This window comes from Caniella muris (assembly GCF_943193035.1).
Taxonomy (GTDB): domain Bacteria; phylum Actinomycetota; class Coriobacteriia; order Coriobacteriales; family Atopobiaceae; genus Granulimonas; species Granulimonas faecalis.
Genome location: NZ_CALPCK010000002.1, coordinates 254531 through 277206, shown reverse-complemented (window position 1 = coordinate 277206; position 22676 = coordinate 254531). Strand labels below are relative to the sequence as shown.

The following is a 22676-nucleotide window of genomic DNA, read 5'->3' as shown; positions in this document are numbered from 1 at the left end:
GGCCTAGCCGCGCCTGGGGAGCAGCATCCAGCAGAACAGCAGGACGAGCAGGCCCGCCGTCACGAGGGCCAGGGGCGCCAGGAACGCGGGGTCGCCGAGGACCGGGATGAGCTGCATGGCGCCGGCCCCGCGGTCACCGCCGGCCGGACCGTCGGGGTCGGCCGGGTCGTCCGTGCCCGGACCCGGCAGCACCGGGTCCTCCCCGTCCACGGGGGTCTTCACCACGACCTCGTTCGACGGGTCGGGGTCGGTGGGGTCGCCCTCGTCGTCGGTGCGCGCCACCGTGGCCACGTTGCGCCACGCGGTGGGCTCGGACACCTCGGGCACCGTCACCTGGAAGCTCACGGTGCGGGACTCCCCCGCCGCCAGAACGCCCAGCTCCCAACGGACGACGCCGCCCTCGACGGAGGCCCCGTCGGAGGCGGAGCCCTCCACGAGGGTCAGGCCCTCGGGCACCTCGTCGGTCACCACCACGTCGCGGGCCGGGCCCTCGCCGCCGTTGGTCACCGTCATGCGGTAGGTCACCACGTCACCGGGACCCACGTCGAGGGTGTCGCCGGTGAAGTCGCCCTCCCCCACGGCCTGCTCCTTGACGATGGAGAGCTCGGGCGGGGCGGGGCGGGTCCCGCGCACGTTCACGAAGTCGGCCCGGTGGGTGCCGTCGGCCTCCACGACCTCCTCATGTTTGCCGGAGGCCGGGTAGGTGTAGTAGCCGTCCCCGTTGGCCTCGAGCTCGGTGACGGTGGCCACGCACCCCTCGGGCAGGCCCTGGACCACGAGCTCCTCGCCGTGGTGCAGGGGCAGCACGTCGCCGCTCTTGACCAGGCCGGCCCGGTCGCGGCCGTAGTAGTGGAAGGAGCCGGTGAGCTCGTTGCCGTCGCCGTCGTGGAGGAGCACCTCGAAGCTGAAGTTGCGCAGGTAGTCCTCGGGGGTGAGGCCGTCGCCCTCCACCGTCTTGGACAGCACCAGGCTGCCGGTGGCGGGCAGGGCCGGGTCGCGGTCGGTGACCACCACGGTGTTGATGAGGGAGAACAGCCCCGTTATGTCCATGTCGCCCAGGTCGTCTGCCTCGGCGGTGGAGTAGAACGGGTCGTCGGGGTCGTCGTGCTCGTGGAGGTTCTGCTGCACCCGGGTACGCACGTAGCCGGTGTCGGTGACGAAGAACGGGCTGTAGTTCTTGCCGCCGTCCTCGTCGGACAGGCCGTAGTCGACCACAGCGTTGATGCCGTAATGGAGGTTCAGGGAGCGCACCTGGCCGTCGGTGCCCGGCAGCACCGTGTCGGCCCACCCGTCCATGGCGAAGGAGCCGGAGGGCTGGCTCTGGGCGAAGGCGGTGATGTCGCGCAGGGTGATGTTGACGGCCCCGTCGGAGGCGTACTTGACCATGGTCTGGGCGAGCTTGCCCACGCCGGCCATGACGGTGACGCCGTCGTCGGCCTCGCCGGCGTCGGCGTAGATGGAGTAGACGCCGGCCTGGACCTCGACGATCTGGGGGTTGAGCTCGCAGCCCTCGGGGGGGGAGACCTCGCGCAGGTAGTAGGTGCGGGCCTCGCCGTCGAGGCGGGTGTCGGGCCAGGTCATGTCGCCGTACCCGCCGTGGTCCTCGGCGGCCTTGTGCCCCTCGTGGGGCTCGAAGACGAGCATGCCGTCGGTGCCGTCGAGGGTGGCCGTGGTTCCCTGGGACACGGCACGGGCCGGGTCGTTGGCCTCGGCGTCGGCCCGGGACCCGTACAGGGCGAAGACGGCGCCGTTCCTGGGGGTGCCGGTCTGGTCCACCTTCATGACGCGGAGCTCGCGCTGCTCGTTGGGGATGTAGATGCGCGAGCGGAAGTCGCGGATGAACTGGCGGATGTCCAGGGAGCAGTAGCCGCGCTGGAGGTAGTCCTCGGGGTCGGGATCGATGGCGTCGACGATGGCGTCGAGGGCGTCCAGGGAGCCCGTGCCGTCGGCGTCGAGGGCCTCGGCCACCTTGGCCCCCAGGGCGGCATAGCGCTCGGAGGAGTCCATGGCCGCCACCGTCTCACGGCTCACGCCGAGGGCCCGGGCCAGGGCGTCGGGCTTGATGATGGCGTAGAAGTTGCGCATGTCGCCGGTCTCGGGGTTCTGGAGCAGGTAGCGGTCGGCCCGGCCGGGCAGGTTCTCGAGGAGGGCCTGAAGCCTCTGGGTCTCGGCGTCCCAGGTGAAGTACCAGCCCGAGGCGTGGGTGCCGTCGCGCTCGGCGTTGTGGACGGCCGCCATCTGCATGAGGGCGCCCCGGAGAGTCACCTGGCGGGCCTGGCGCTTGAACTCCTCGTAGCCCACCCGGTCCTCGGAGTACTCCACGGCCTGGAACCCCGTGAGGTTGTCGCCGTAGAGGGGCAGCCAGCGCTCCTCGCCGGCGGGGGTGGTGGAGCGCAGCATCGGCACCGCCACCACGAGGCCGTCGGCCTGGTCGGCCACGGGCACCGGGTCTGACCCGGGGATCTGGGTGACAAGGCCGCCGTCCTCGCCGATCTGGCCGTAGTAGACCTCGGCGTTGTTGCCGGTGACGCGGCTGATGAAGCTCGCGTAGGCGCCGGTCTGGTAGCGGTTGTTGACCACGAGCATGGTGTACTGCGGCTCGAAGCGCAGCAGCAGGTCCTGGGGGGTCGACTTGTAGCCCGCGGGGGCCTTGGTCTCCCGGAGGATGTAGAGCAGGCCGTCGCCCGTCTCGGCGTTGTAGCGGTCGGAGAAGTTGAAGGGGTCGGCCTGGGTCTGGGTCGCCCGGGGCTCGGGGTCCTCGAACCGGGCCACGCCGTCCTCGTCGGTGACCAGGTGCGTGAGGGGGCCGCCCACGACCTCGACGTCGTCGAGGCCGAAGGAAGAGGAGTTCTCCTGGGTGGGGACGGTACCGTCGGAGGGCCTGACCGCATAGAGGTCGAACTCGGCGCCCGAGAGGGGGTTGCCGTACTGGTCGACCTTGTAGATCTGCTGGTAGAGGGCGGGCTGGAGGTTGAAGCGCAGGGCGATGGACGAGTCGTAGTTGCCGCGCTCGAGGTAGAACATCTTGAGGGTGTGGCTCGTGTTGGAGGCGAAGGTGTCGCCGTTCCAGCGCACGGCGTCGCCGTGGCCGGCGGCCTCGAAGGCGGCCTTGATGGTGGTGGAGTCCGTGGCGGCGGCGGCCGGGTCGTCGGGGATGCCGTGGAAGTCGAAGGCGGGGCCCATGTGCACCTCGCCGGTGGCGAAGTCGATGGTGCCGTAGACCTCGGAGTGGATGCCGCCCAGGTCGAGCACGAGCACATCGTCGATGAAGACCCAGACGTCGTCGTCCCCGGCGAACTCGAAGGTCATGGGGTTGGCACCCACCTTGCCGTCCACGGGCTGGCGGAAGGTGGTCTCAACGGTCATGCCCAGGTGGTGGTCCACCGGCTCGGCGTTGCCCTGGTTGTCGGCGTTGAGGACGTTCTGGAGCGAGCCGTCGGCGCCGATGGTGAAGGCGTTCTCGGCGCTGTTGAACGGGAAGAAGTTGCCCACGGAGTCCTCGCCGTCGGTGCGCAGGCCCGCCGGGGCGTCGTAGAGGGTGAAGTGGCCGGCGCTGTCCTCGGTGGGCTCGGCCGTGAACTCGGCGAAGTTCCGGCGCATGTTGTAGAAGTAGTAGCCCTGGTCGTCCATCTGGAAGAGGCCGGTGACGTTCTTGTAGGACTCCTTGCCGGCGCAGTCCTGGTCGGGGTCGAACAGGTACTGGAGCGAGCGCACGGACTCCGGGAGCTCGTAGCCCTCGCCGTCCTTGAAGTTCACCACGGTGCTGTTCTCGAGCGCCGTCTTGGTGGCGGCGGTGCTCGGGCTGTCGTTGTTGTCGAGGGCGGAGAAGTCCACGTCGCCGGCGCCGTTGGCCACGGAGAGGGCCTGGGCCTGGACCACGCGGTCGATGTTGCGGCCCCACACCGGGTGGAAGAGGCCGTTGTCGGCGGTGTTCGTGAGGTTGGAGATGTAGAGGGGGCCGGCGTTGCCGTAGAACGCCTGGTTCTTCACCCACCTGGTGTCGCCCGTCGCGTCGCTGTAGGACCCGTCGTTGACGTCGAGGCCGCTCTCGGGGGAGGCGCTCACCACGGGGAAGCCCGTGGCGGAGAGCGCGGGCTCCACGATGCCCTGCATGCCGGCACTCTCGCGGGCGATCTGGCCGTAGCTCTCCACGAGGCCCTGGTTCCAGTAGCCGAGATGGCGCATGCCGTCACCGAAGAGGAGCAGGCGCCCGTAGTTGATGCCGTCGGGGTTTGCGAGCCACGTCTCGTAGTTGACCTCGGGCGTGGCGCTGCCGGTGGTGCCCAGGGTGTCGGTGCCGGCGGTGGCACCGGCGCCGGTCACACCGGTGTTGTAGTTGAAGAGGTTGACCGTGGTGTTCTCGGGGTCGAGGCCCGGGACCACGTGGGAGGCCAGCTCCTCGGCGGTGACCGCCGCCCGAGCCGGTGCGGCCGGGAGGAGGGAGAGCACCATGGAGAGGGCCACAAGGGTCAGGACGGCGACCCCGAGGGGCCGGGAAGCGGGTCTTTTGAGCATCGTTTCGCCTCCAGTGACGGTGGGACTGCCTGAGCATCTTTTATTCTCTCTTTCAGTTTATAATAAAGCAACGGAAAATTAGGGTCTTTTTTTAGCGCTTCGGCGATGAGATCCCCATAGCCGCAGGACGCACGGACTCGCCGCCGGTGCCGGCGGGGACCCGAGCCATGGAAAAGGGGCTGCCGAAGCGACCCCTCCCCCGTCTCCCCGCCTTCCCGCGGGGCCTGTGCGATGCGAACGGCGGCGCTAGCGGCCGTCGCCCCCCGGCCGCTCCCCGGCCGGGTCGCGGGCCACGGTGGCCCAGGTGAGGACGGCGCCCGCGGCCACGAGGGCGGCGAAGACCGCGAACACGAGCTGGAAGCCGGCCATGAACCACTCCGGGTGGGCGGCCGAGAAGCTCGTCTGCGGCACGCCCGCCGCGGCGCCCATGCCGCCGTAGAGCAGGGCGGAGCCGAACGTGACGCCGAGGGCCATGCCCAGGGTCCTGAAGAGCGCCGCGATGGAGCTCGCAAAACCGAGCTGGCCCTCGTCCACGCTGCCCATGACGAGGGAGTTGTTGGGGGCCTGGAAGAGGCCCACGCCCACGCTGGCGAGGCCGAGCACGCACACCACGAGCCAGAGCGGCGTGGCCAGCCCGAGGAACGCCACGGCGCCCAGGCCCGCGGCGTAGACCGTGAGGCCCACGGCCGTGGGGCGCCCGCAGCCCACCCGGTCGGACAGGGCGCCGGCCACCGGCCCGAGGATGCCCGAGACCACCGGCATGACCATGATGGCCAGGCCCGCCGCCGCGGCGTCGAGGCCGCGGGCGTCCTGCAGGTAGAACGGCACGATGTACTCGCTCATGCCCACGGCGAGGAAGCTCGCGAACATGGTGGCGAGGTTCACGTCGAACGCCGGGTTGCGGAAGCTGTCCAGGCAGATCAGGGGGTCCGCGCACCGACGCTCGTGCGCGACGAAGGCGCAGAGCAGGGCCGCCCCGAGGGCGAGGAGGGCCACGGTGGCCGGCGACGGGTGCGTGGTCACGAACGTGAGGCCCGAGGTGAGGGTGAGCACGGCCGCGGCCACGAGGACGGCGCCGGGCGTGTCGAAGGGCCGGCCCGAGGGCGCGGGGGCGTCGTCGGGCAGCGTCACGCGGCCCAGCACCAGGCAGACCACGCCGAACGGCACGCTCATGGGGAAGACCCAGTGCCAGCCGGCCGTGGTGACCACGAACCCACCGACGGTGGGGCCGCACATGAGGCCCAGGGAGACCGCCGTGGCCACGACGCCCAAGGCGCGGCCGCGCTCGTCCGACGGGAACGCCTCGGTCACGATGCCCATGTTGGTGGCGAGGGCGAACCCGGCGCCCACGGCCTGCACGGCGCGGGCGGCGATGAGGGGGACGAGCCCCTGGGCGAGGCCGCACAGGAGGGAGCCCACCGTGAACACGAGCACGCCCGCCTCGAAGAACCGCACCTTGCCCAGGCGGTCGCCCAGGGCGCCCACCACGGGCATGACGGCGCACATGACGAAGAGGTACGCCGTCGACACCAGCTGCACCGAGTCCATGGCCACGCCCAGCTCCCGCTGGATGGAGGGCATGGCCACGTTGACGGTGGAGCCGTTGAGCGTGGACATGAACGACATGATCGCCACCGTGCCGAGCACGGCCCAGCGGTTGCCCGCGGCCTTCCCCATAAAGATCCCTCCCACAGGAAAAACCCGCCATCACCGTTGGGCGATGATGACGGGTTCGCATCCGTTACCCCGGGCTTGCCGCCCGGCCTTGGGACCAGTGTAGGGCCGCTCCCCTTAGAAGTCCACGTCGATGTCGTAGTAGACGCACTTGAGGAGCTTCTCCATCTCCTCCTGCGTGGGGATGCGGGGGTTGGAGCCGGTGCAGGCGTCGCCGATGGCGAGCTCGGCCACCTGGGGCAGCTTCTCCAGGAACTCGGCCTCGTCGATGATGGAGGTCTCGGCCGGCAGGCCGCCCTCGCCGTAGTACTTGATGGCCTGCGGGATGTTGAGCTCGTCGTTCATGTGGCGCAGCTCGGCCACGAGGGAGGCCACGAGCTCCTCGGTGGTGTCGCCGGACAGGTGGAGCCTACGGGCGATGTCGGCGTAGCGCTCGGCGGCACGCGGGTCGCGGGCGTTGTACTGGATCACGCGGGGCAGGTACATGGCGTTGGCCGCACCGTGGATGATGTGGCCGCCGGAGAAGGCGGCGCCGGTCTTGTGGGCCATGGAGTGCACGATGCCGAGCAGCGCGTTGGAGAAGGCCATGCCGGCCAGGCACTGGGCGTCGTGCATCTGGCGACGGGCCTCCTTGTCGCCCTCGTAGGACTTGACCAGCCAGTCGTGGATGAGCTCGATGGACCACACGGCGTCGGCGTCGGTGAAGTTGCAGGCGGCGGTGGAGACGTAGGCCTCGATGGAGTGGGTCATGGCGTCCATGCCGGTGTGGGCGCAGAGCTTGGCCGGCATGGTGTAGGCGATCTCGGGGTCCACGACGGCGACGTCGGGGGTGATGTTGAAGTCGGCCAGCGGGTACTTGACGCCCTTGGCATAGTCGGTGATCACCGAGAAGGCCGTGACCTCGGTGGCGGTGCCGGAGGTGGAGGGGATGGCGCAGAACTTGGCCTTGGTGCGCAGGGTGGGGAAGTTGAAGGGGATGCAGAGGTCCTCGAAGGTGACGTCGGGGTACTCGTAGAAGGCCCACATGGCCTTGGCGGCGTCGATGGGGCTGCCGCCGCCGATGGCCACGATCCAGTCGGGCTGGAACTCGGTCATGGCCGCGGCGCCGCGCATGACGGTCTCGACGGAGGGGTCGGGCTCGACGCCCTCGAACAGCAGGGTCTCCATGCCGGCCTCCTGCAGGTACTTCTCGGTGCGCTCGAGAAAGCCGCCGCGCCGCATGGAGCCGCCGCCGGTGACGATGATGGCCTTGGAGCCCTTGAGGCCCTTGAGCTGCTCAAGGGCCCCCTCGCCATGGAAGATGTCGCGGGGCAGGGTGAACTGAGCCATGGGTGGATCCTCCCAATCGCTGTGGGGGCGCCTGTCGCCCCCGGTTGCAAGATGACGGGCGCCGGGCGCCCGATGAAGCCTCGACCGTGCGGCCCGCACGGACCGCATCAGAGCAATAGTTTATATCCCTCGGTGGGGGCCGCCCGTGAAAAGCGGTTCGCCGAAAACACGGGTCCGCCCATGGTCCAAGGGATTATAATCAGTGAATTTCAAGGCTCGGCCCTAGCGGATGCGCTCCACGCTCACCTGGGAGGCGAGCTCGTCCACGCGGGCGAAGTCGCCGAGCCCCGGGCAGAGCGCCACGTTGGCGCCGGTGGCCATGGCCCGCACGAGGGCGCCCTCCACGTTGGAGCGGTCGTCGTACCAGACCGAGAGGAACGCCCCCAGGGTGCCGTCGCCGGCGCAGGCCGTCTGGAACGGCTCGATCCTGGCGGCGCCGCACCTCCACACGCCCTCCCCGTCTGTGAAGTAGGCCCCCTTGCCGCCCATGGTGAGCAGCACGTTCTTGGCGCCGGCCGCCACCACCTCGTCGAGGGCGGCCACGGCGCTGGCATCGTCGGTGACGTCCAGGCCGAAGATGTCGCGGAGCTCGTCGTCGTTGGGCTTGATGAGCAGGGGCCCGCGTCCCACGAGGTTCTTGAGGTGGGCGCTGGAGACGTCGAGCACGAACTCGGCGCCACGCTCGTCGAGGACGTCGAGCAGGCGGTCGTAGAAGCCGCCGTCCATCAGGGGCGAGAGGGACCCCGAGACCACGAGGCAGGTGAGGTCGGGCAGGGCGCGCACGAGCTCGAGCATCTCGTCCTGCTTCTCCGGGGGCACGGGCGCACCGGCGCCGGGCATGGTGTACTCCACCTCGCCGGCGCGCACGAGCACGGTGATACGGGTCGTCCCCTCCACGTAGACGGGCTCCACGGGGCACACCTTGCGGGCCCCCTCCACGATGTAGTCCCCGGTGAAGCCGGCGAAGAAGCCCAGGATGCAGGAGGGCGAGCCGTAGTGCTCGAGGGTGAACGAGACGTTGAGGCCCTTGCCGTTGGGCGAGTAGTCGGCGGCCCCCACCCGGTTGACCGCGTCGGGCACGAGGGCGCCCTCGTTGGTGGTGACGTTCATGTCGATGGCCGGGTTGGTGGTGAGGGTGTGGATCACGGGAGGCGTTCCTTTCCATAGAAGAGGGCCCGGCATACGGGGGATGCCGGGCCCTGGGGTCTCGCGGGTGGTGCTGGCCGTCTGGGGCTAGGCGGCGTTGGGGGTGGTGCCGGTGCCCACGCCCTCGGCACGACGCTCACGGTCGTACTGGGACTTCTTGAAGAGCACGAAGAGCATGCCGCCGACCACGGAGCCGATCAGGATGGCGCCGACCCAGGCGATGGGGTTCTCGACGACGGGGAGCACGAGGAAGCCGCCGTGGGGGGCCGGGACGTGCACGCCCAGCATGAGGGTCAGGATGGCCGCGATGGAGCTGGAGAGCATCATGATGGGCATCACGGGCCAGATGTTCTTGGTCATGAAGGGGATGGCGCCCTCGGTGATGTGGGTGCAGCCGAGGATGAAGTTCACCAGGCCGGCGTCGCGGTCCTCCTGGGTGAAGTACTTGCGGCCCACGACGGTGGCGAAGGTGGTGACCAGGGGCGGGGCGATGCAGGCGGCGGACACGGCGGCCATGAAGGCGGTGCCGTCGGCGTAGGCGGCGGTGCCCTGGCCGGCGGTGAGGCCGGTGGCGAGCATGGCGGTGCCGGTGACGTAGGCGGCCTTGTTCACGGGGCCACCCATGTCGAAGGCGCACATGCAGCCGATGGCGAGGCCGAGGACGATGGGGCTGGCGGTCTGCAGGCCGGCCAGGAAGCCCATCATGCCCTCGTTGATGGCCACCATGGGGCCGGAGATGGCGAGCATCACGAGGCCGGTGATGAGGGTGGAGCACAGCGGGTAGAGGAAGATCGCCTTGAGGCCGTTGAGGTTCTCGGGCAGGTGGGCGAAGGCCTTCTTGAGGCCCTCGATGACGTAACCGGCGAGGAAACCGCCGATGATGCCGCCGAGGAAGCCGAAGCCCACGCCGGCGCCGCCGGCGTCGATGAGGCCGGTCTCGGCGCTCACGGGCAGGCCGGTGATGGCGATCATGCCGGCCACGAAGCCGGGCACGAGGCCGGGACGGCCGGCGATGGACTCGGCGATGTAGGCGGCGAGCACGGGCACCATGAGGTTCATGGCGATGCCGCCGATGGTCTTGAGCATGGCGGCGAAGGTGTTGTAGTCGGCCGCGGTGGAGTCGAAGCTCGTGATGCCCCAGAGGAAGGACACGGCGGTGAGGACGCCGCCGGCCACCACGAACGGCAGCATGTGGCTGACGCCGTTCATGAGGTGCTTGTAGATCTCCTGGCCGATGCCGCCCTTCTCGAAGCCGTGGTTCTCCATGGCCAGCTCCTCGTCGGAGGGCACGGAGGCGCCGGCATTGGCGGGCTTGGCCACGAGGGCGCGGTCGATGAGGCCGGCCGGGTCCTTGATGCCGGCGGTCACGCCGGCCATGACCATGGGCTTGGAGGCGAAGCGGCCCTCGTCGACGTTGACGTCGGCCGCGATGACCACGGCCTTGGCGTTGGCGATGTCCTCGGCGGTGATGGCGTTCTTGACGCCCTCCTGGCCGTGGGTCTCCACCTTGATGGTGAGGCCCTTGGCCTTGGCGGCCTGCTCGAGGCCCTCCTTGGCCATGAAGGTGTGGGCGATGCCGGTGGGGCAGCCCGTGCACGCGAGGATGTCGTAGTGCTCAGCCATGCGTACTCCTCTCTTCTTCCTACTCTCTGCTCTCGCCGCGGGGCGGCGCCTTCCGAGTGGTGCGGGGTCCGCCACTGGCTCCGCGCCGCCCCTCTCGTTGCAATCATTGAACGTCACCCTAAGAAATCCTTGAAGATTTCTGCGAGGCGAACGGTCGTTTTGGAAGCGTGGGCGGTAGTTTTGGTACGAAAAACGAAGGGGTTGACCATGGGAGGAAGGTCAACCAGATCGACGACCGTCGACACCCTCGACGGCTCGGTCCTGCCATTTCACAGGTCTTTTTCAACCCTGAACGCCCGTCGTCCGGCCGACAGGTATCAATGCGACCGTTGCTATAGTGGTGGTGCTGTGGCATATTTTTAGATTTCAAAGGGGGTGACCATGGCCTTCGACCCGGCACAGGAGGAGTACCGCAGACTGAGCCTGCGCTTCGCCAGGACGCAGGAGATCGGCGACGCCTACACGGCCACGCGCGCGGCGGCCGCGTTCCGCCGGCGCTTCGCGTGGAACCACGACTCCCTCCCCCAGACCGACCAGGACCGCGCCTTCCACCTCGTGGCGCGCGCCTCGGAGCTCGTGGACCGCGAGCTGCCGTTCGCCGAGGACGGCGACGTGACCGGCCTCATCGCCGAGGCCCGGTCGCTCCTCGAGGAGGCCGTCTCCCTCGACCCCGAGTGCCACGACGCCCGCCGCATGCTCGCGGCCCAGGAGTGCCCGAGCTTCGAGGAGCACTACCGCTTCCTCGCCGACAACGTCGACGAGGTGCGCGAGCGCACCCTCGCCCGGCGCGACGAGGTGCTCGCCTCCGGGCGCACCGGCGCCGACATCGAGGCGCGGCTCGTCTCGTACCCGCTCTACCGCTGGCTCGCCTCGCTCGCGGCCCGCGCCCTCGTGTGCGGCCGCTACCGCAAGAGCCTGGAGTTCTGCCGGGAGGTCCTGGAGATGGACCCCAAGGACCACGCCGACGCCCGCTTCACGGCCTACCTCGCCCTCGCCAAGCTCGAGGACGCCGAGGGGCTCAGGGCCCTGGCCGACCACGCGGCGCGCAACGTCCCCCACCGCCCGGCGCCGGACGCCTGGCTCCTCATCGCCTCCATGGCCCTCGCGGCCCGCCGGGGCGACCGCCAGGAGGCCCACCGGCACCTCCAGGCGCTCCTCGACGGCTACCCCCACGCCGGCATGGTCCTCTCCTCTCAGAGCGAGCTCCCCGACGGCGTGTTCGCGCGCCTGGCGGTGGAGCCCTACTCCAACGACGAGCTCGTGCTCGCCGTGAGCGAGAGCAGCGTGGTGTTCCAGGAGGGCGTGGACCTCAAGGGCATGGGTGCCCTCGGCTCCTTCGTGGCGGCCGACCCCTCCGTGGTGAGCGCCCGCATCTCCGACGAGATGAGTCTCGGGCGCACCCAGGACGCCGTGACCGACTGGAGGGGCTGACCGTGGACTGGTACGGCGAGCTCACCCAGCGCGTGGCCGCCCGCTACCTCCGGGAGCACGGCCCCATGAGCGAGGGGGCGCGCCGGGAGCTCCTGGGGGCCGTGGCGGCCGACGTGGACTCCTTCGTGGATGACCCGGCCGACCGCGCCTTCGCCCTGGTGGCCCAGGCCCAGGCCGCCCTCGCCAAGGCCTCCGCCGACGACGAGTTCCTGAGCGACGACGAGTACATGGCCTCCCGGGCACGGCGCCTGGAGAGGCTCTGCGCCGCGTGCGACGAGGCCCTCTCCATAGACCCCGGCGCCACGGACGCCGCCCTCATCCGCCTGCTCGCCACCGAGGCCGACGCCCTGGAGCACGTCACGGCCCTGCGCGCCCTCGACGGGCGCCTGGGCGCGGAGGCCCAGGCCGAGGAGCCGGGCCCCGCAGACGCATGGGCCGACGTCTTCCGGCGCCCCGCCCTCAGGGTGCGGGCGGCCCTGGCCGTCACGGCGCTCGACGCCGCCAACGTCTCCATGGCGCTGGGGTGCGCGAGGTCGCTCCTGGACGTCATGCCCGGCGACGAGCTGGGCATGGGCGGCACGGCGGCGCTGGCCCTGGCGCGCCTTGAGGACGAGGAGGGCTTCAACGAGCTGGACGCCCGCCTGGGGCGCCGCGGCAGCGCCTGGACCAACCTCGCCCGCACGCTGCTGCTCTTCAAGCTCGACCGCCTGCCGGCGGCCCGGCGCGCCCTCGCGGGGTTCCGGTCCCTCAACGAGGGCGCGGCCTACGCGCTCCTGCGCCCCACCTACGTGGAGACCTACCTCCCGTGCCGCCCGGAGTTCGTGCCGGGATCCTTCGAGGAGGCCGTGCTGGCCGTCCACGAGGCCGACCCGGTGGTGGTGGACGCCCCCGACTTCGTCAACTGGGCCTCCGAGCAGCCGGGTGTGCTCGACGACGCCGTGGCCTTCGCCCGCTCCAACGGCATGGACTGGTAGCCTACGGGCTGCGGCCGGGTGCGGCGATGCTGCTATACTTGGCAATCGCGCGTCGACGTCCCCATCGTCTAGTGGCCGAGGACACCGCCCTTTCAAGGCGGGAACACGGGTTCGAGTCCCGTTGGGGGCACCATACATTTTCGCAGGCAGATGCCTGCATTTTCTCTCAGCTAATCGCTTGTCTGATATAGTCCCGGCTCTTTGCCATATGGTTTTGCCATATGGAGCACGTTCGGGCCCCGTGTGTAAATAGGCACAATGCCGCGCCGGGGCGGCCCGCCCCCGGGGGGAGGGGGTATGGCCCCGTGCAGACCTACGGCTGCGCGACGGGGGGGGAGGTGGAGCCCTCGGCAGGCGCGCGGCCGTCGTGAGGTCAGCGGCGCTTAACCCATCCGTCGGGCAGTGCTTTCGTACGCAAGCGATTGCGCGAAAAAAGAAAAGAACCTCGACCCGGATTCTGGGGCCTTGGCCTCCGGTCGTTGAAAAAATGAAAAACGTTATCGGGCACCCGGGGGGTATCGGTTTCGTCTTTGTCACAATATCCGAACAGTTCCGAAACGAGACAATCCGTCTACCTGCTGTTTTTCTCCCCCCTCCTTCGAGCGGCGAGGCGGCCCGGCGCGTACCGGCCGCACAAGCCGAGGAGACGCGCCGCCCAAGCCTGGGAGCTGGGGTTTCTCCGGCCCTCCCGGCGGCCGCTCCTTGGGAGACCCGTGGCGTGGCCCCGATGCGCGGCATGAAAAAAGCCCCGTGCCGAATGGGCACGGGGCGATGCGGGTCCGGGTGCGGCGAGGAGCGGCACCGGCATATCGTCACAAGGAGGGCGCCCGTGCCGTCGTGGCATGGGCGCCGATGTGGTGCGTCGCGCTAGTCCTCCTCGCGTATCGGCGGGTCTATGGTCGCTATGGTTTCCCCGGTGGCGCGGTCCACGAGGCAAACGTCAACCCCTACGAAGTCCCCTATCTCCGCGACGGTCCCGACCCTCGGGTCCGAACGCTTGTATATCGAGGTGTGCAGATAGTTGGGCGAACGTCCCATGTCTGCGGACAGTTCGCGAACGCTTCCGCTGTACCTATCAGCAAGGGCGCGAACAACATCGTCTGCCTGCATGTTTCTCCTTTCGTTCCCATCAGTCTCCCATAATGCTAACCAAAAGGTGTGTAGGGATTGTGTTCATGCTCACCTATTGTTGACGCTAAACTATGGGTGTGTGATTATGAAGCCGTCGAAAGGCGACGGACGAAAGGGGGTGATGGCCTATGGACTGGATGAGCCTGCTCGCGACCCTCGCCGTGGGAGTCGCGATTGAGGTGCTCAGCGGCTTGCTCCTCGACTACCTGAGGGAACGTCGGGACAGCAAAAAGGGACGCCACTTGCGGAAGTAGGAACGTCCCTTAGCACCAATCCGGCGGGGGTTCCACTCCCCCGCTGGTTTGGACACCACTCTATCACTTCGGAAAGGGCAAGAGATGGAACTCGCCTACTTCATCGCCGGGATGCTCGCCGCCCACGTCGGGCGGGCGCTCCTCGCAATCGTCCGAAACCGCTAAGGCCACAGACCAAACCCAACGCCCACAAGGAGGCACCCACCATGACCAAGAAGACCCACGACCTCAAGCCCGGCGACATCCTCGGTCGCCGTTACTACACCGGCCTGGATGACGACGGCCACCCCACCAACGGCACCGAATACGCGGTCGTCACCGAGGTCACCCCCACCGGCGTCCGTGCTGTCGAGTGCGACCGGCACGGCAACCCCCATGACGGGCGTAAGCCGTTCGACCGCGAGGTCCACGGGTGCCGGGGCACCTACGGGTTCAAGGGCCGCGTTCCTTTCGGGTTCCTCTACTCAACGTTCAACGCGCCCCGATAGGTGCGCCCACCCCGTCGGCCTCGCACAGGGGTGGCCGGGAGCGGACGCACCGCCGCCAGAAACAGCAACGCCCCCGCCGGCACCATGGCCGACGGGGGCTTTCTCATGTCGCGTCGCCGTCGCCGTCCTTGACGCGGCCCGGACCCAGGGCGTCCATGAGGTCCATGGCGGCGTCGGCGCGGGTGCGGCACCGCGACGGCGACATGCCCACGGCCGCGGCCACCTGCCGCCACGTGAGGGCGTCCAGGTACCGCAGCCTGAGTATCGACGCCGCCGCCGGTCCCACGGCGCCCTCGGCGCCCCATATCGCCCGGTCGGCGTCGGCCACCTCGGCCCCGCACCTCTCCCGGGCCTCGGCGCTCGCGTCGGCGAACCCGTCGCCCGGTGCCTTGGCGGCGGCCCGCTCCATGCGCCTGAGGTCCACGGCCGCCCTGCGGGCGCGCTCCAGCCGCCGGGCCGTCGGCGAACCCTCCCTCACGGGCTCCACCCCCCTACTCCGTCTCCATGGGGTCCGCGAACCGGTTGTGCGCCCCGTCGAACCCGAACGTAACCGCCGGCTGCTCGCCGTCGCTCTCGCCACAACGGTTCTTAGGTATGAACAGCTCGCGCTCACCGGCCCGGTCCTTGGGCCTCATGAGCTGCATCACCGTGATGGCGTCGTACTCGATGTCTCCGCAGCCGGCGGCGCCGGTTATCGCGGCCTTCCCGGCGCGCATGCTCTCGCGGTTCATGGATGACACGAGGATGACGGGCATGCGGGCCGCCTTGGCCGCGGCCGTGATGCCGTGGACCACGGTCTGCAGGCGCTCATAGGCGTTGGGGGCCGGACCCCGCGGCACCACGCGCTGCAGGTAGTCCACGACCACGAGCGACGCCCCCGCCTCCCCGGCGTCCCGGATAATCGCCCTCACGGCGTCGAGGTCTGAGACGCCCGCCCCGTCGGCCACGGCGAACCCGGGCATGAGTTCGCGCATCCTCGCCAGGGCCTTGAGGCCGCGGGGGTCGCCGGCGGCGCCCATGGTCTCCCACTCTCCCCAACGGACCTCGGGCACGTCTACGGCGCCGGCGGCGAACAGGTAGGAGCAGGCACGCGCCGCGCATTGGGATGCCGTCATTTCGATTGACACGTACAGGACCCTGCCGCCCGTGAGGGCAACGTTTGCCGCCACCTGCAGGGCCAGGGCGCTTTTCCCGCTTCCGGGCTGCCCCATGAGGATGTGGGGCCCGGGCCGCAGCCCGCCCCCCAGGCATGCGTCTAGGGAAACGATTTGGGTGGGTACGGGCACCGGTGGTTCCAGGTACTCGCGCTCCACCTCCCCCCACGGCGTCGCCCACGCCTCGGTCAGCTCGGCCCACCGGTCCCGGTTGGCCTCCAGCCAGCGGCGCCACTCCCCCCAGTCGGACGCGCCCATGTTCGTGCCCATGAGGGCCTGCAGGGTCCCGCCGCGGGTCGCACCGGCCAGGCGGGTCCAGCGGGTCTCGTTGGTGCAGTTCTCGTCCAACGTGGCGAACCCGTTCGCCCTGAGGGTCCCGTACAGGAACCCCACGCGCTCCGCGTACTCCTCCGCGTTCTTGGCGTCCACCCTCACCACGGCGTGGACGGATTTGCCGCCGCTGTAGGTCATGGCCGCTATGGGGAGGTTCATGGCCAGCAGTGCCCGGGCCTGCCGCTCCAGCTCGGCCCTCTTGGCCCCTTCGTCCATGGCCTCCCACCCGGCGCCGTCGGGGTCGCACTCCACGAGCACGTTGCGATAGGCTGCCGCATGAGTGCGGTCGCATCCGGTGTTGGGCCTGCCGTCGCCGTCGAGGTCCACGCCCCCGTCGAGGGGGTTCACGACCACGTACCCGCCGCACGCGGTACCGGCGGCCGCGTACCCCCCGGCACGGTCCAGCTGCTCGGCCAGCGTCGCGGCGCCGCTCCTCGGCGCGCTCCCCGTGAGGTCGGGGCGCGGGGCGACGGGGCGCCAGCGGCCGGGCTCCTCCTCCGCCCCTTCCGTAGTGACCATCACCCTGTCGCCGTCGCGGAACACGGCGCTGAGGTAGGCGCGGGCCTGCCCCGCGGGGTCGAGGTCCGGAGGCGCGGGGAGGTCGGCGGCGGCGCGGGGGCGGACGATGGGGAACGCCGCGGCGCGGCGGTGGGCCTTGCTGCCCATGGGCTCCACCTCTCTCTCGTGGGTTCTCTCGCTCGGCCTGCCGGTTCCGTCGCCGCGGCCGTAGGGCACATATGCCGGGTCTAGCTTGGCCCGGTTGAACAGGGTCCCCAGCGAACCGTCGGGGTCGCCGGGGTCGTTCTCGTATCCTCTCCAGCGCTTGGAGACCTCCCCGGGCACGTAGGCGCGGCCCCGCATGCACCACGCATCAGCCTCCTCCTTGCTGAGTCCGCACCCGGCTATGGCGTGGAGCACGGGCTGCCACTCGGAATAGCCCCCCAGGGCGTCGGGGTCGATGTAATCCAACAGGTACCGGGCGGCGTCCGGTATCCGCTCGGGCGGCACCGTCCCGCCTGTCCTCGTTCCTTCGTTCATGTCGGTTGCTCCAGACTCCCGCGCACCGCCTCGGCGGAGACGGGGTTAGGGGGACGGGGCCGCCCTCAGGCGGTCCCGGACCCTTCTTATCTTATTAACGGGGTGCATGGGTGATGCACCCTTTGGGGTATGGCTGATGCACCCTTTCGGCTAATGGGTGTATGGGTGATGCACCCTTTCGGCTAATGGGTGTATGGGTGATGCACCCTTTATTCGGTCCGGCCGGTCAGTGCCGCCTTGAGCGCGGGGCTCTCCGTACCGGGCGCCCCTCGGCCTTGGGCCCTCTTCGTGCCGCCCTTCCCGGCACGCGGCCACGGGTGCCCCGGCATAATCCAGTACTCGGCGCAATGGCCCCTGTGGGCCTTCGTCTTCTCCTTGAGGAAACCGCGCCGCCTCAGCGCCTTCACGGCGGCGCCCACGCTCGCGGGCTTGACGTTGCACATCTCCGCCAGCGCGTCGCGGGAGAACCACCCGTAGGCGCGCCCGTCCTCCAGAACCTGCATCCGGGTCGAGTCGCATACCGCCGCCATAACGGACCATTGCAGGCCGGGCATGTTGGCGGCCTGCCACTCCTCCAGCCATGGCGTGTAAAAGGGTGAATGCGGCCCGGCGTGCCTCATGCCCATGGGCCGCCCCTAGCATCGGGGGGAGGTGGAACCCCCGGCGATTGACGCCGCGGCCGCCCGGCGGATATGGTCGTGGTGGGTGTGCGTCCCCGCGTGCCCGTACCGGGTCCCGGTGTGCTGCAACACGTCCGGGGCCCCTTCGCGCTGTATCCGGCGGCTGCAATAGGCCACGATGTCGACCCACGGCCGCATCGCCTCGGCAACGGTGGGTTCCACCTCCCCCAGCTCGGCCGTCAGGCGCTCCAGCTCGGCGGCCTTGGAGCAGATGGCGGCGGCCCGCTCGGCCCCCGTCACGACTCCTCCAGGCCCATGAGGCCCATGAGGTAGTCGCGGCTGATGCGCCACTGCTTCCCGACCTTCACGGCCCTGATGCGGCCGTCGCCGCACATGCGGCGCACGCTTGGCACGCTGATGCCCATGAGCTCGCCCGCGGCCTCGGGGTTCATGAACAGCCCCCTGCCGCGGTTCGCCGGGTCCATGGCCTCCGCCCGGTTGGTAATCAGATTGCACATGGTGGGTCCTTTCCCGCCGCACCTTAGCGGCGTGGTGTCTGATGCGCCCTAACGGCGCCGTGGTTACGTTATGCCTGATAGATTGTGGTAAATGCAAATAATAAATTGTATCTGGTAGTTAGATAATCATTGCATCGTGGAAACAGGTCTGCCCTATACGCCGGTCGGTTTTCCACGGTCCGAACCGAACGAGGGGGTATCTCCAACAGCCGCGGAAACCACGGGGCACTGCATGGCACTCCGTTTTCCATGGAACTTTTTCCGGGGATTCGCAGGACCCCCCTACTCCTCGTCCCCGTCTTGCTCCCCTTCGTCCCACCACCGGGCGGGGACGTGGTCGATGGGACCCGGGTCGGCCCATTTGGAAACTGTCTTGGGAGGGGACGGCCACGCCGCAAGCCTAGCGGCCAGATAGCTCGCGTTGTCTGCGTCCTCTGAAGAGAGCCAAGGGTTCTCGTTCGAGTCGAACGTCACGCCCTCCGATTCCCCCTCGCCCCCGAACCTGCGCGGGTGCGATGCGAGGTAGTCAGCAACGATTGGCCTCAACGCCTCCACGGCGTGGACGTCCAGGTATCGCACCGCGTCGGCGATGGTTTCCCGCAGGACGTCCGCCTGCTCCTCCGTTGTCCATGCGGCCGCGGCGTGGACGGCTGCCCTCACGTCCGCGTCGTGGAGCGGGTCGGGGTCGGTGCGGCCGGGCCTCGGCCACCACGTCATGAACCCCCGGCCTTTTTCGACGACGCCCCCAGACTCCAGCACGGCGCGGTACAGGCGCCACGTGGCGGGTGCCTCCTCGGGGGCGGGGGGCGTGTAAAGCGCCTCAGGTCCCAGCCCGTCGGCATCGCAGGCGATTCCCGCCAGAACGCAGGTAAGCCACTCCGCCCGCTCCTCGGTCAGGCGCCCGGGGTCCTTCGTCCAGTTGCGCAGGGTCTTCCCGGTGACGATGCCGTCCAGGCGCCGTGAGACGGATTCCCAGCTCATGCCGTCGGGTAGCCTTGTGAGACGGCCTGCGGCACCCTCCGTCGCCGATGAATAGGGGCGTTCGCGGCCAGCGAAATACGCAGTCATGAGCTTGACCACCACGGGCGCGCGGCGCCCCCTCCATCGGTCCGCCCTGCCGCCGCTCGTGGGTTTGATGTCGTGGAACAACCGGATTAGCTCGAACTCCAGATAGCCCACGGCGGCACCTCCCCATCTTGCGAACCCTGCGGCGACTTGCGAACGTTTCCGATTCTACCGGCACCGCGGGCCTGCCGCCCCTCACGACGGGTCCCACCTATCCAGCACCGCCCGCGCCTCCTCGGCGCCGTGCCGGGCCGTCTCCGCCAGCGCCTCCAGCGCGTCGGTGTCGGGCACGAACGGGGCGGCGGCCATGCACTCCGCCAGACCGGCCGCGCCGTCCAGCCGGTGGGCGGCCGCCCCCAGGGCGTCTATGAGGTCCAGCGGCCGCGGGTCCTCGACGGGGCCGCACGGGGCTCCACCCCCCCCGCGGCATCCAACGTCCACCGGGCCAGCACGGCCGTGCAGCGGTCCGCCGCCGCGTCGGCCCCCAGCCGCCTCAGCTCCTCGCCCGCCTCGTGCAGCGCCTGCGCGAGGTCCGTCACCGGGTCGGCGTTGGCGTTCCTGTTCATGGCTCCACCCTCCTCTAGGCCCGCGTGAGCGCCGGGGCGCCCTCGGCCGTGTCCCTGCACGCCGCCACGGCCCGCGCCATCCTGCGGGTGGCGTCCTCCAGCCCGGCGCCGCGGCCGTTCAGACCGGCGTCGACCCCGCGGCGTATGCGCGCCACCGTGTCCCGGGCGTCCATGGCCTGCCGGTACAGCGTCTCGGCGACGATGCCCATACCCTCGGCGTCGGGGCCGTCGCCGCCCGCGTCCTCGGCCACGAGGGCCGCCAGGTACCCGGCCCCCTCCATTGCGCGGGCGTCCTCCTCGATGCGCTCCAGCGCGTCCGCGAGCGCGCGCCCCTCCGTGGTGCGGTCGTTGTCCGTCATGGCGGTGAACCTTTCCGCTCGTGTTGTTCGCTAACGACCTCCATTAAACCTAACGTTCGTAGTGAATCACAACGTTCGTTAGTACCGTTCATCATCTGTTCACAATGTCCGTTAAGTCCCGGGCGACAATAGGCTCCTAGCCGCCGTGACGGGAGGAGGTTGCCTTGCAGGTCGGGGATGTCATTAAGGCTACGAGGCAGGCCGCAGGTCTAACGCAGGTCGAGCTATCCAAACGGGTAGGCCGTGCCAGGTCTTGGGCCGGTGTGGTCGAGGACCCCAAACGCGACCCCTCGCTCTCCACCGTGGCCCGCGTGGCGGACGCCTGCGGCTACCGCGTCGCCGTGCTCGATGACGCCGGGCGCGAGGTCCTGTCCGTCGAGCCGCCGCGCGAGGAGGGGTCCGTCGTGCAGTAACCGGGGGGGTGGAACCCTCCTCAGCGGCGCCACGACGCCCGTCAGGCGCCGTTCTCGGCGTCCCCGGCACTCCCTATCCCATCCGTCTGAACGCCCGCCAGACGGCCGCCACGGGCGTCTCAGAGGCTCCACCCCCCTCGAGGGTACCCCGCGACCGGGTATCCCTCGGCACCTTGGAGGGGGTGGTAATCTGCCGCCCCGTCAGGGCCTCCACTGGGCGGAGGTCCTTGGGGGGTAGCGTTTCACGACCCCATCGGGGCACTCGTTCAGCGAGTACCCTCGCCCTCCAGGGTCCCCGTTCGGCGTGGACCCCCGCCGCCGCGTCGTAGGGGGGGGGTGGGGCCCGTCGCGCGCCTCGGCGGGGCAGCGGCCCGCGACCCCCGCAAGGGGCTGCGTTCGACGCACACCCTTTCGCCGCCTTGTCCGTGGATACTGTCACCTGAGGTGATGGAACCCCTCGGCGGGGGTAGGCGTTCGCCGCCCATCCCCTGAGGGTGTACACGCTATGGACCCCCTAGGGGGTAACGGCCCGTTCGCCCCTCATGGCGACCCAACAGTATTGGGGTCTGGGGCTCCACCTCTCTCGGCCCCTCTCAGCCCTCCTCAGACCCCGTAACGGCCTCCCCCGGTCCCCGGGTCAGGAACGGCGTCCACGGCCGCCCCACGGCCCGCCAGCGCCGCCCCAACGCGGTCCATGGCCAGCCGCTTCGCGTCGGCGTCGGGGCTCGCGTAGATGTCGAGCGTCATGGCCGCGGACGCGTGGCCCATGATGCTGCTGATGCTCTTGATGTCGGCTCCCTTGGCTATGGCCACGGTCGCGAACGTGTGCCTGAGGTCGTGGAACGTCGGCCGCCTCCCCTGGGTGCCCACGAGCCCCAGACGGTCGGCCCGGCGCCGGAACGCCCTCCCCAGCTTCTTCGGGTCCTGGTAGGAGCCGTCCACGTCGCCGCACACGAACAGCTCGGGCCTGAACCGCTCCCCGGCCGCGCGGCACTTGGCCCCCACCTCGGCGCGCCACGACGCCAGCCAGCCAGCCAGCTCGGGCGTGAGGGGGATGTCGCGTCGGCTGCCGTCGGTCTTGGGGGCCTTGAGGTAGGTGGAGCCGTCGGCACCGTCGATGCCCACGGCCTCGCGCACCGCGAGGGTGCCACCGTCCAGGTCCACGTCGCGCCACCTGAGGCCGCATATCTCCCCGCGCCGCATCCCCGTGTGGACGGCCAGCCTCATGCCCATCACCGTCTGGGGGCGCTCCCGGGGGCGTGGCGCGTCCAGGTCCTCCATGAGCCGGGCCAGCTCCCCGGGCGGCAGGGCGTTGGGCTCCTCCCGGGGGGCCTTGGGCACCCTAACGCCGTCGGTGGGGTCGTGGTCGATGACGCCGCCGCGGACGGCGGAGGAGCAGACGGCCCGCAGGAGGGTGACGGCCTTGTTCACGTTTATGGGCCGGTAGGCGCCCGCGAGCCCGTTCACCCACGCCTGCACGGTCGAGGGCGCGAGGTCCGCCAGGGCGACGCCCCCCAGTCCCGGCGTGGGGTCGTGCCGCCTGGGGTTGGCGCCGCGGCCTATGAGCTCGGCGCACCGGCGGTAGGTCGCCGCCGTCGAGGGCTCCACCGCCCCCACGGCCTCCAGCGTGTCGATGTGGCGGCACACGTGCTCGGCCACCGTCGAGCGGCCCGTCAGCTCCCCCGCGGCCTCCAGCTCCTCGGCCTTGGCCCTCGCGGGCTCGGCGGCCTCCAGCTCGGCGCGCCACTTGAGCATCGCCGCCTCCGCCGCCTTCTTGCCGCGGTTGTTCCGCCTCCCGTCCTTGTCCGGGTAGCACCTCACGTCGAGGAGCTTCGTCCTCTGCCTCCAAGGGCCTACCTCCGTCGCGCCGTCGGGGGCGGTCGTGGTATCCCTGTACCAGACGACGGCCTGCCAGACGCCCGCGTTGAGCCGCTTCCTCACCGTGCCCGGATGGTTCGCCTGATACTCGCGCATGGTGCCTCCGATGACGTGCGGCCATATGGCAACGGACCCGTTTTTGCCATATGGATTGCCATATGGGGCCA

Annotated in this window: 19 protein-coding genes and 1 tRNA gene; 5 read left to right on the top strand and 15 right to left on the bottom strand. The window is 69.9% G+C overall.

All coding sequences use genetic code 11. The features are described from left to right. Positions 1 to 3 precede the first annotated feature (3 nt). The 5 genes from NFR49_RS08285 to NFR49_RS08265 form a co-directional block, all read right to left on the bottom strand. Positions 4 to 4515: a DUF7601 domain-containing protein gene (locus NFR49_RS08285; RefSeq protein WP_251159172.1), complete on the bottom strand. Its 4512-nt coding sequence runs from the start codon at positions 4513 to 4515 to the stop codon at positions 4 to 6. A 246-nt stretch (positions 4516 to 4761) separates the two neighbouring features. Continuing rightward, positions 4762 to 6192 carry an MFS transporter gene (locus NFR49_RS08280; protein WP_251159171.1) on the bottom strand — a complete coding sequence of 477 codons (1431 nt, stop codon included), beginning with the start codon at positions 6190 to 6192 and terminating at the stop codon, positions 4762 to 4764. A gap of 114 nt (positions 6193 to 6306) precedes the next feature. Further along, positions 6307 to 7518 carry an iron-containing alcohol dehydrogenase gene (locus tag NFR49_RS08275; RefSeq protein WP_251159170.1) on the bottom strand — a complete coding sequence of 404 codons (1212 nt, stop codon included), beginning with the start codon at positions 7516 to 7518 and terminating at the stop codon, positions 6307 to 6309. A gap of 222 nt (positions 7519 to 7740) precedes the next feature. Then, positions 7741 to 8664, bottom strand: coding sequence for a 1-phosphofructokinase family hexose kinase (locus NFR49_RS08270; RefSeq protein ID WP_251159169.1), 924 nt, complete (start codon positions 8662 to 8664; stop codon positions 7741 to 7743). Positions 8665 to 8751: 87 nt separating this feature from the next. After that, a complete protein-coding gene (locus NFR49_RS08265) occupies positions 8752 to 10287 on the bottom strand; it encodes a PTS fructose transporter subunit IIC (protein WP_251159168.1) in 1536 nt (511 codons plus the stop codon). A 381-nt stretch (positions 10288 to 10668) separates the two neighbouring features. Between NFR49_RS08265 and NFR49_RS08260 the strand changes: the two genes are divergently transcribed. From NFR49_RS08260 to NFR49_RS08250, 3 genes are all read left to right on the top strand, one after another. Beyond that, positions 10669 to 11718 carry a tetratricopeptide repeat protein gene (locus tag NFR49_RS08260; protein ID WP_251159167.1) on the top strand — a complete coding sequence of 350 codons (1050 nt, stop codon included), beginning with the start codon at positions 10669 to 10671 and terminating at the stop codon, positions 11716 to 11718. Between the two features lie 2 nt (positions 11719 to 11720). Next, positions 11721 to 12692, top strand: coding sequence for a hypothetical protein (locus NFR49_RS08255; RefSeq protein WP_251159166.1), 972 nt, complete (start codon positions 11721 to 11723; stop codon positions 12690 to 12692). Positions 12693 to 12749: 57 nt separating this feature from the next. Then, positions 12750 to 12825 (top strand) — tRNA-Glu (locus tag NFR49_RS08250). 734 nt (positions 12826 to 13559) lie between these two features. Here NFR49_RS08250 and NFR49_RS08245 read toward each other — a convergent pair. After that, positions 13560 to 13802 carry a hypothetical protein gene (locus tag NFR49_RS08245; RefSeq protein ID WP_251159165.1) on the bottom strand — a complete coding sequence of 81 codons (243 nt, stop codon included), beginning with the start codon at positions 13800 to 13802 and terminating at the stop codon, positions 13560 to 13562. A gap of 481 nt (positions 13803 to 14283) precedes the next feature. Between NFR49_RS08245 and NFR49_RS08240 the strand changes: the two genes are divergently transcribed. Further along, positions 14284 to 14565: a hypothetical protein gene (locus NFR49_RS08240; protein ID WP_251159164.1), complete on the top strand. Its 282-nt coding sequence runs from the start codon at positions 14284 to 14286 to the stop codon at positions 14563 to 14565. 103 nt (positions 14566 to 14668) lie between these two features. Here the strand turns inward: NFR49_RS08240 and NFR49_RS08235 are convergent, their stop codons facing one another. The 8 genes from NFR49_RS08235 to NFR49_RS08200 form a co-directional block, all read right to left on the bottom strand. Next, the gene (locus NFR49_RS08235; protein ID WP_251159163.1) at positions 14669 to 15043 is read right to left on the bottom strand and encodes a hypothetical protein; all 375 of its coding nucleotides are present in this window, start codon (positions 15041 to 15043) and stop codon (positions 14669 to 14671) included. 13 nt (positions 15044 to 15056) lie between these two features. Then, on the bottom strand, positions 15057 to 17090 hold the full coding sequence (locus NFR49_RS08230) for a DnaB-like helicase C-terminal domain-containing protein (RefSeq protein WP_251159162.1): 2034 nt from the start codon (positions 17088 to 17090) through the stop codon (positions 15057 to 15059). A gap of 209 nt (positions 17091 to 17299) precedes the next feature. Next, complete coding sequence (locus NFR49_RS08225) at positions 17300 to 17716, bottom strand: replication protein (protein ID WP_251159161.1); 417 nt, start codon at positions 17714 to 17716, stop codon at positions 17300 to 17302. Between the two features lie 9 nt (positions 17717 to 17725). Then, positions 17726 to 18010, bottom strand: a complete 285-nt coding sequence (locus NFR49_RS08220) for a hypothetical protein (RefSeq protein WP_251159160.1) — start codon at positions 18008 to 18010, stop codon at positions 17726 to 17728. Further along, a complete protein-coding gene (locus NFR49_RS08215) occupies positions 18007 to 18228 on the bottom strand; it encodes a helix-turn-helix domain-containing protein (protein ID WP_251159159.1) in 222 nt (73 codons plus the stop codon). The genes NFR49_RS08220 and NFR49_RS08215 overlap by 4 nt, the downstream gene beginning before the upstream one ends. A 282-nt stretch (positions 18229 to 18510) precedes the next feature. Then, complete coding sequence (locus tag NFR49_RS08210; RefSeq protein WP_251159158.1) at positions 18511 to 19407, bottom strand: hypothetical protein; 897 nt, start codon at positions 19405 to 19407, stop codon at positions 18511 to 18513. Between the two features lie 251 nt (positions 19408 to 19658). Further along, positions 19659 to 19859 carry a hypothetical protein gene (locus NFR49_RS08205; protein ID WP_251159157.1) on the bottom strand — a complete coding sequence of 67 codons (201 nt, stop codon included), beginning with the start codon at positions 19857 to 19859 and terminating at the stop codon, positions 19659 to 19661. Between the two features lie 14 nt (positions 19860 to 19873). Further along, complete coding sequence (locus NFR49_RS08200; protein ID WP_251159156.1) at positions 19874 to 20218, bottom strand: hypothetical protein; 345 nt, start codon at positions 20216 to 20218, stop codon at positions 19874 to 19876. Between the two features lie 164 nt (positions 20219 to 20382). On the opposite strand from NFR49_RS08200, the gene NFR49_RS08195 reads away from it, so the two are divergent. Beyond that, positions 20383 to 20631, top strand: coding sequence for a helix-turn-helix transcriptional regulator (locus tag NFR49_RS08195; protein WP_251159155.1), 249 nt, complete (start codon positions 20383 to 20385; stop codon positions 20629 to 20631). 603 nt (positions 20632 to 21234) lie between these two features. On the opposite strand, the gene NFR49_RS08190 is transcribed toward NFR49_RS08195, so the two are convergent. After that, positions 21235 to 22605, bottom strand: a complete 1371-nt coding sequence (locus tag NFR49_RS08190) for a tyrosine-type recombinase/integrase (RefSeq protein WP_251159154.1) — start codon at positions 22603 to 22605, stop codon at positions 21235 to 21237. Between the last annotated feature and the right edge of the window lie 71 nt (positions 22606 to 22676).

Coding starts and splice junctions, on each gene's coding strand:
- NFR49_RS08285 (WP_251159172.1), bottom strand. CDS start 4,515: ATGCTCAAAAGACCCGCTTCCCGGCCCCTCGGGGTCGCCGTCCTGACC.
- NFR49_RS08280 (WP_251159171.1), bottom strand. CDS start 6,192: ATGGGGAAGGCCGCGGGCAACCGCTGGGCCGTGCTCGGCACGGTGGCG.
- NFR49_RS08275 (WP_251159170.1), bottom strand. CDS start 7,518: ATGGCTCAGTTCACCCTGCCCCGCGACATCTTCCATGGCGAGGGGGCC.
- NFR49_RS08265 (WP_251159168.1), bottom strand. CDS start 10,287: ATGGCTGAGCACTACGACATCCTCGCGTGCACGGGCTGCCCCACCGGC.
- NFR49_RS08260 (WP_251159167.1), top strand. CDS start 10,669: ATGGCCTTCGACCCGGCACAGGAGGAGTACCGCAGACTGAGCCTGCGC.
- NFR49_RS08245 (WP_251159165.1), bottom strand. CDS start 13,802: ATGCAGGCAGACGATGTTGTTCGCGCCCTTGCTGATAGGTACAGCGGA.
- NFR49_RS08240 (WP_251159164.1), top strand. CDS start 14,284: ATGACCAAGAAGACCCACGACCTCAAGCCCGGCGACATCCTCGGTCGC.
- NFR49_RS08230 (WP_251159162.1), bottom strand. CDS start 17,090: ATGAACGAAGGAACGAGGACAGGCGGGACGGTGCCGCCCGAGCGGATA.
- NFR49_RS08225 (WP_251159161.1), bottom strand. CDS start 17,716: ATGGGCATGAGGCACGCCGGGCCGCATTCACCCTTTTACACGCCATGG.
- NFR49_RS08215 (WP_251159159.1), bottom strand. CDS start 18,228: ATGTGCAATCTGATTACCAACCGGGCGGAGGCCATGGACCCGGCGAAC.
- NFR49_RS08205 (WP_251159157.1), bottom strand. CDS start 19,859: ATGAACAGGAACGCCAACGCCGACCCGGTGACGGACCTCGCGCAGGCG.
- NFR49_RS08200 (WP_251159156.1), bottom strand. CDS start 20,218: ATGACGGACAACGACCGCACCACGGAGGGGCGCGCGCTCGCGGACGCG.
- NFR49_RS08190 (WP_251159154.1), bottom strand. CDS start 22,605: ATGCGCGAGTATCAGGCGAACCATCCGGGCACGGTGAGGAAGCGGCTC.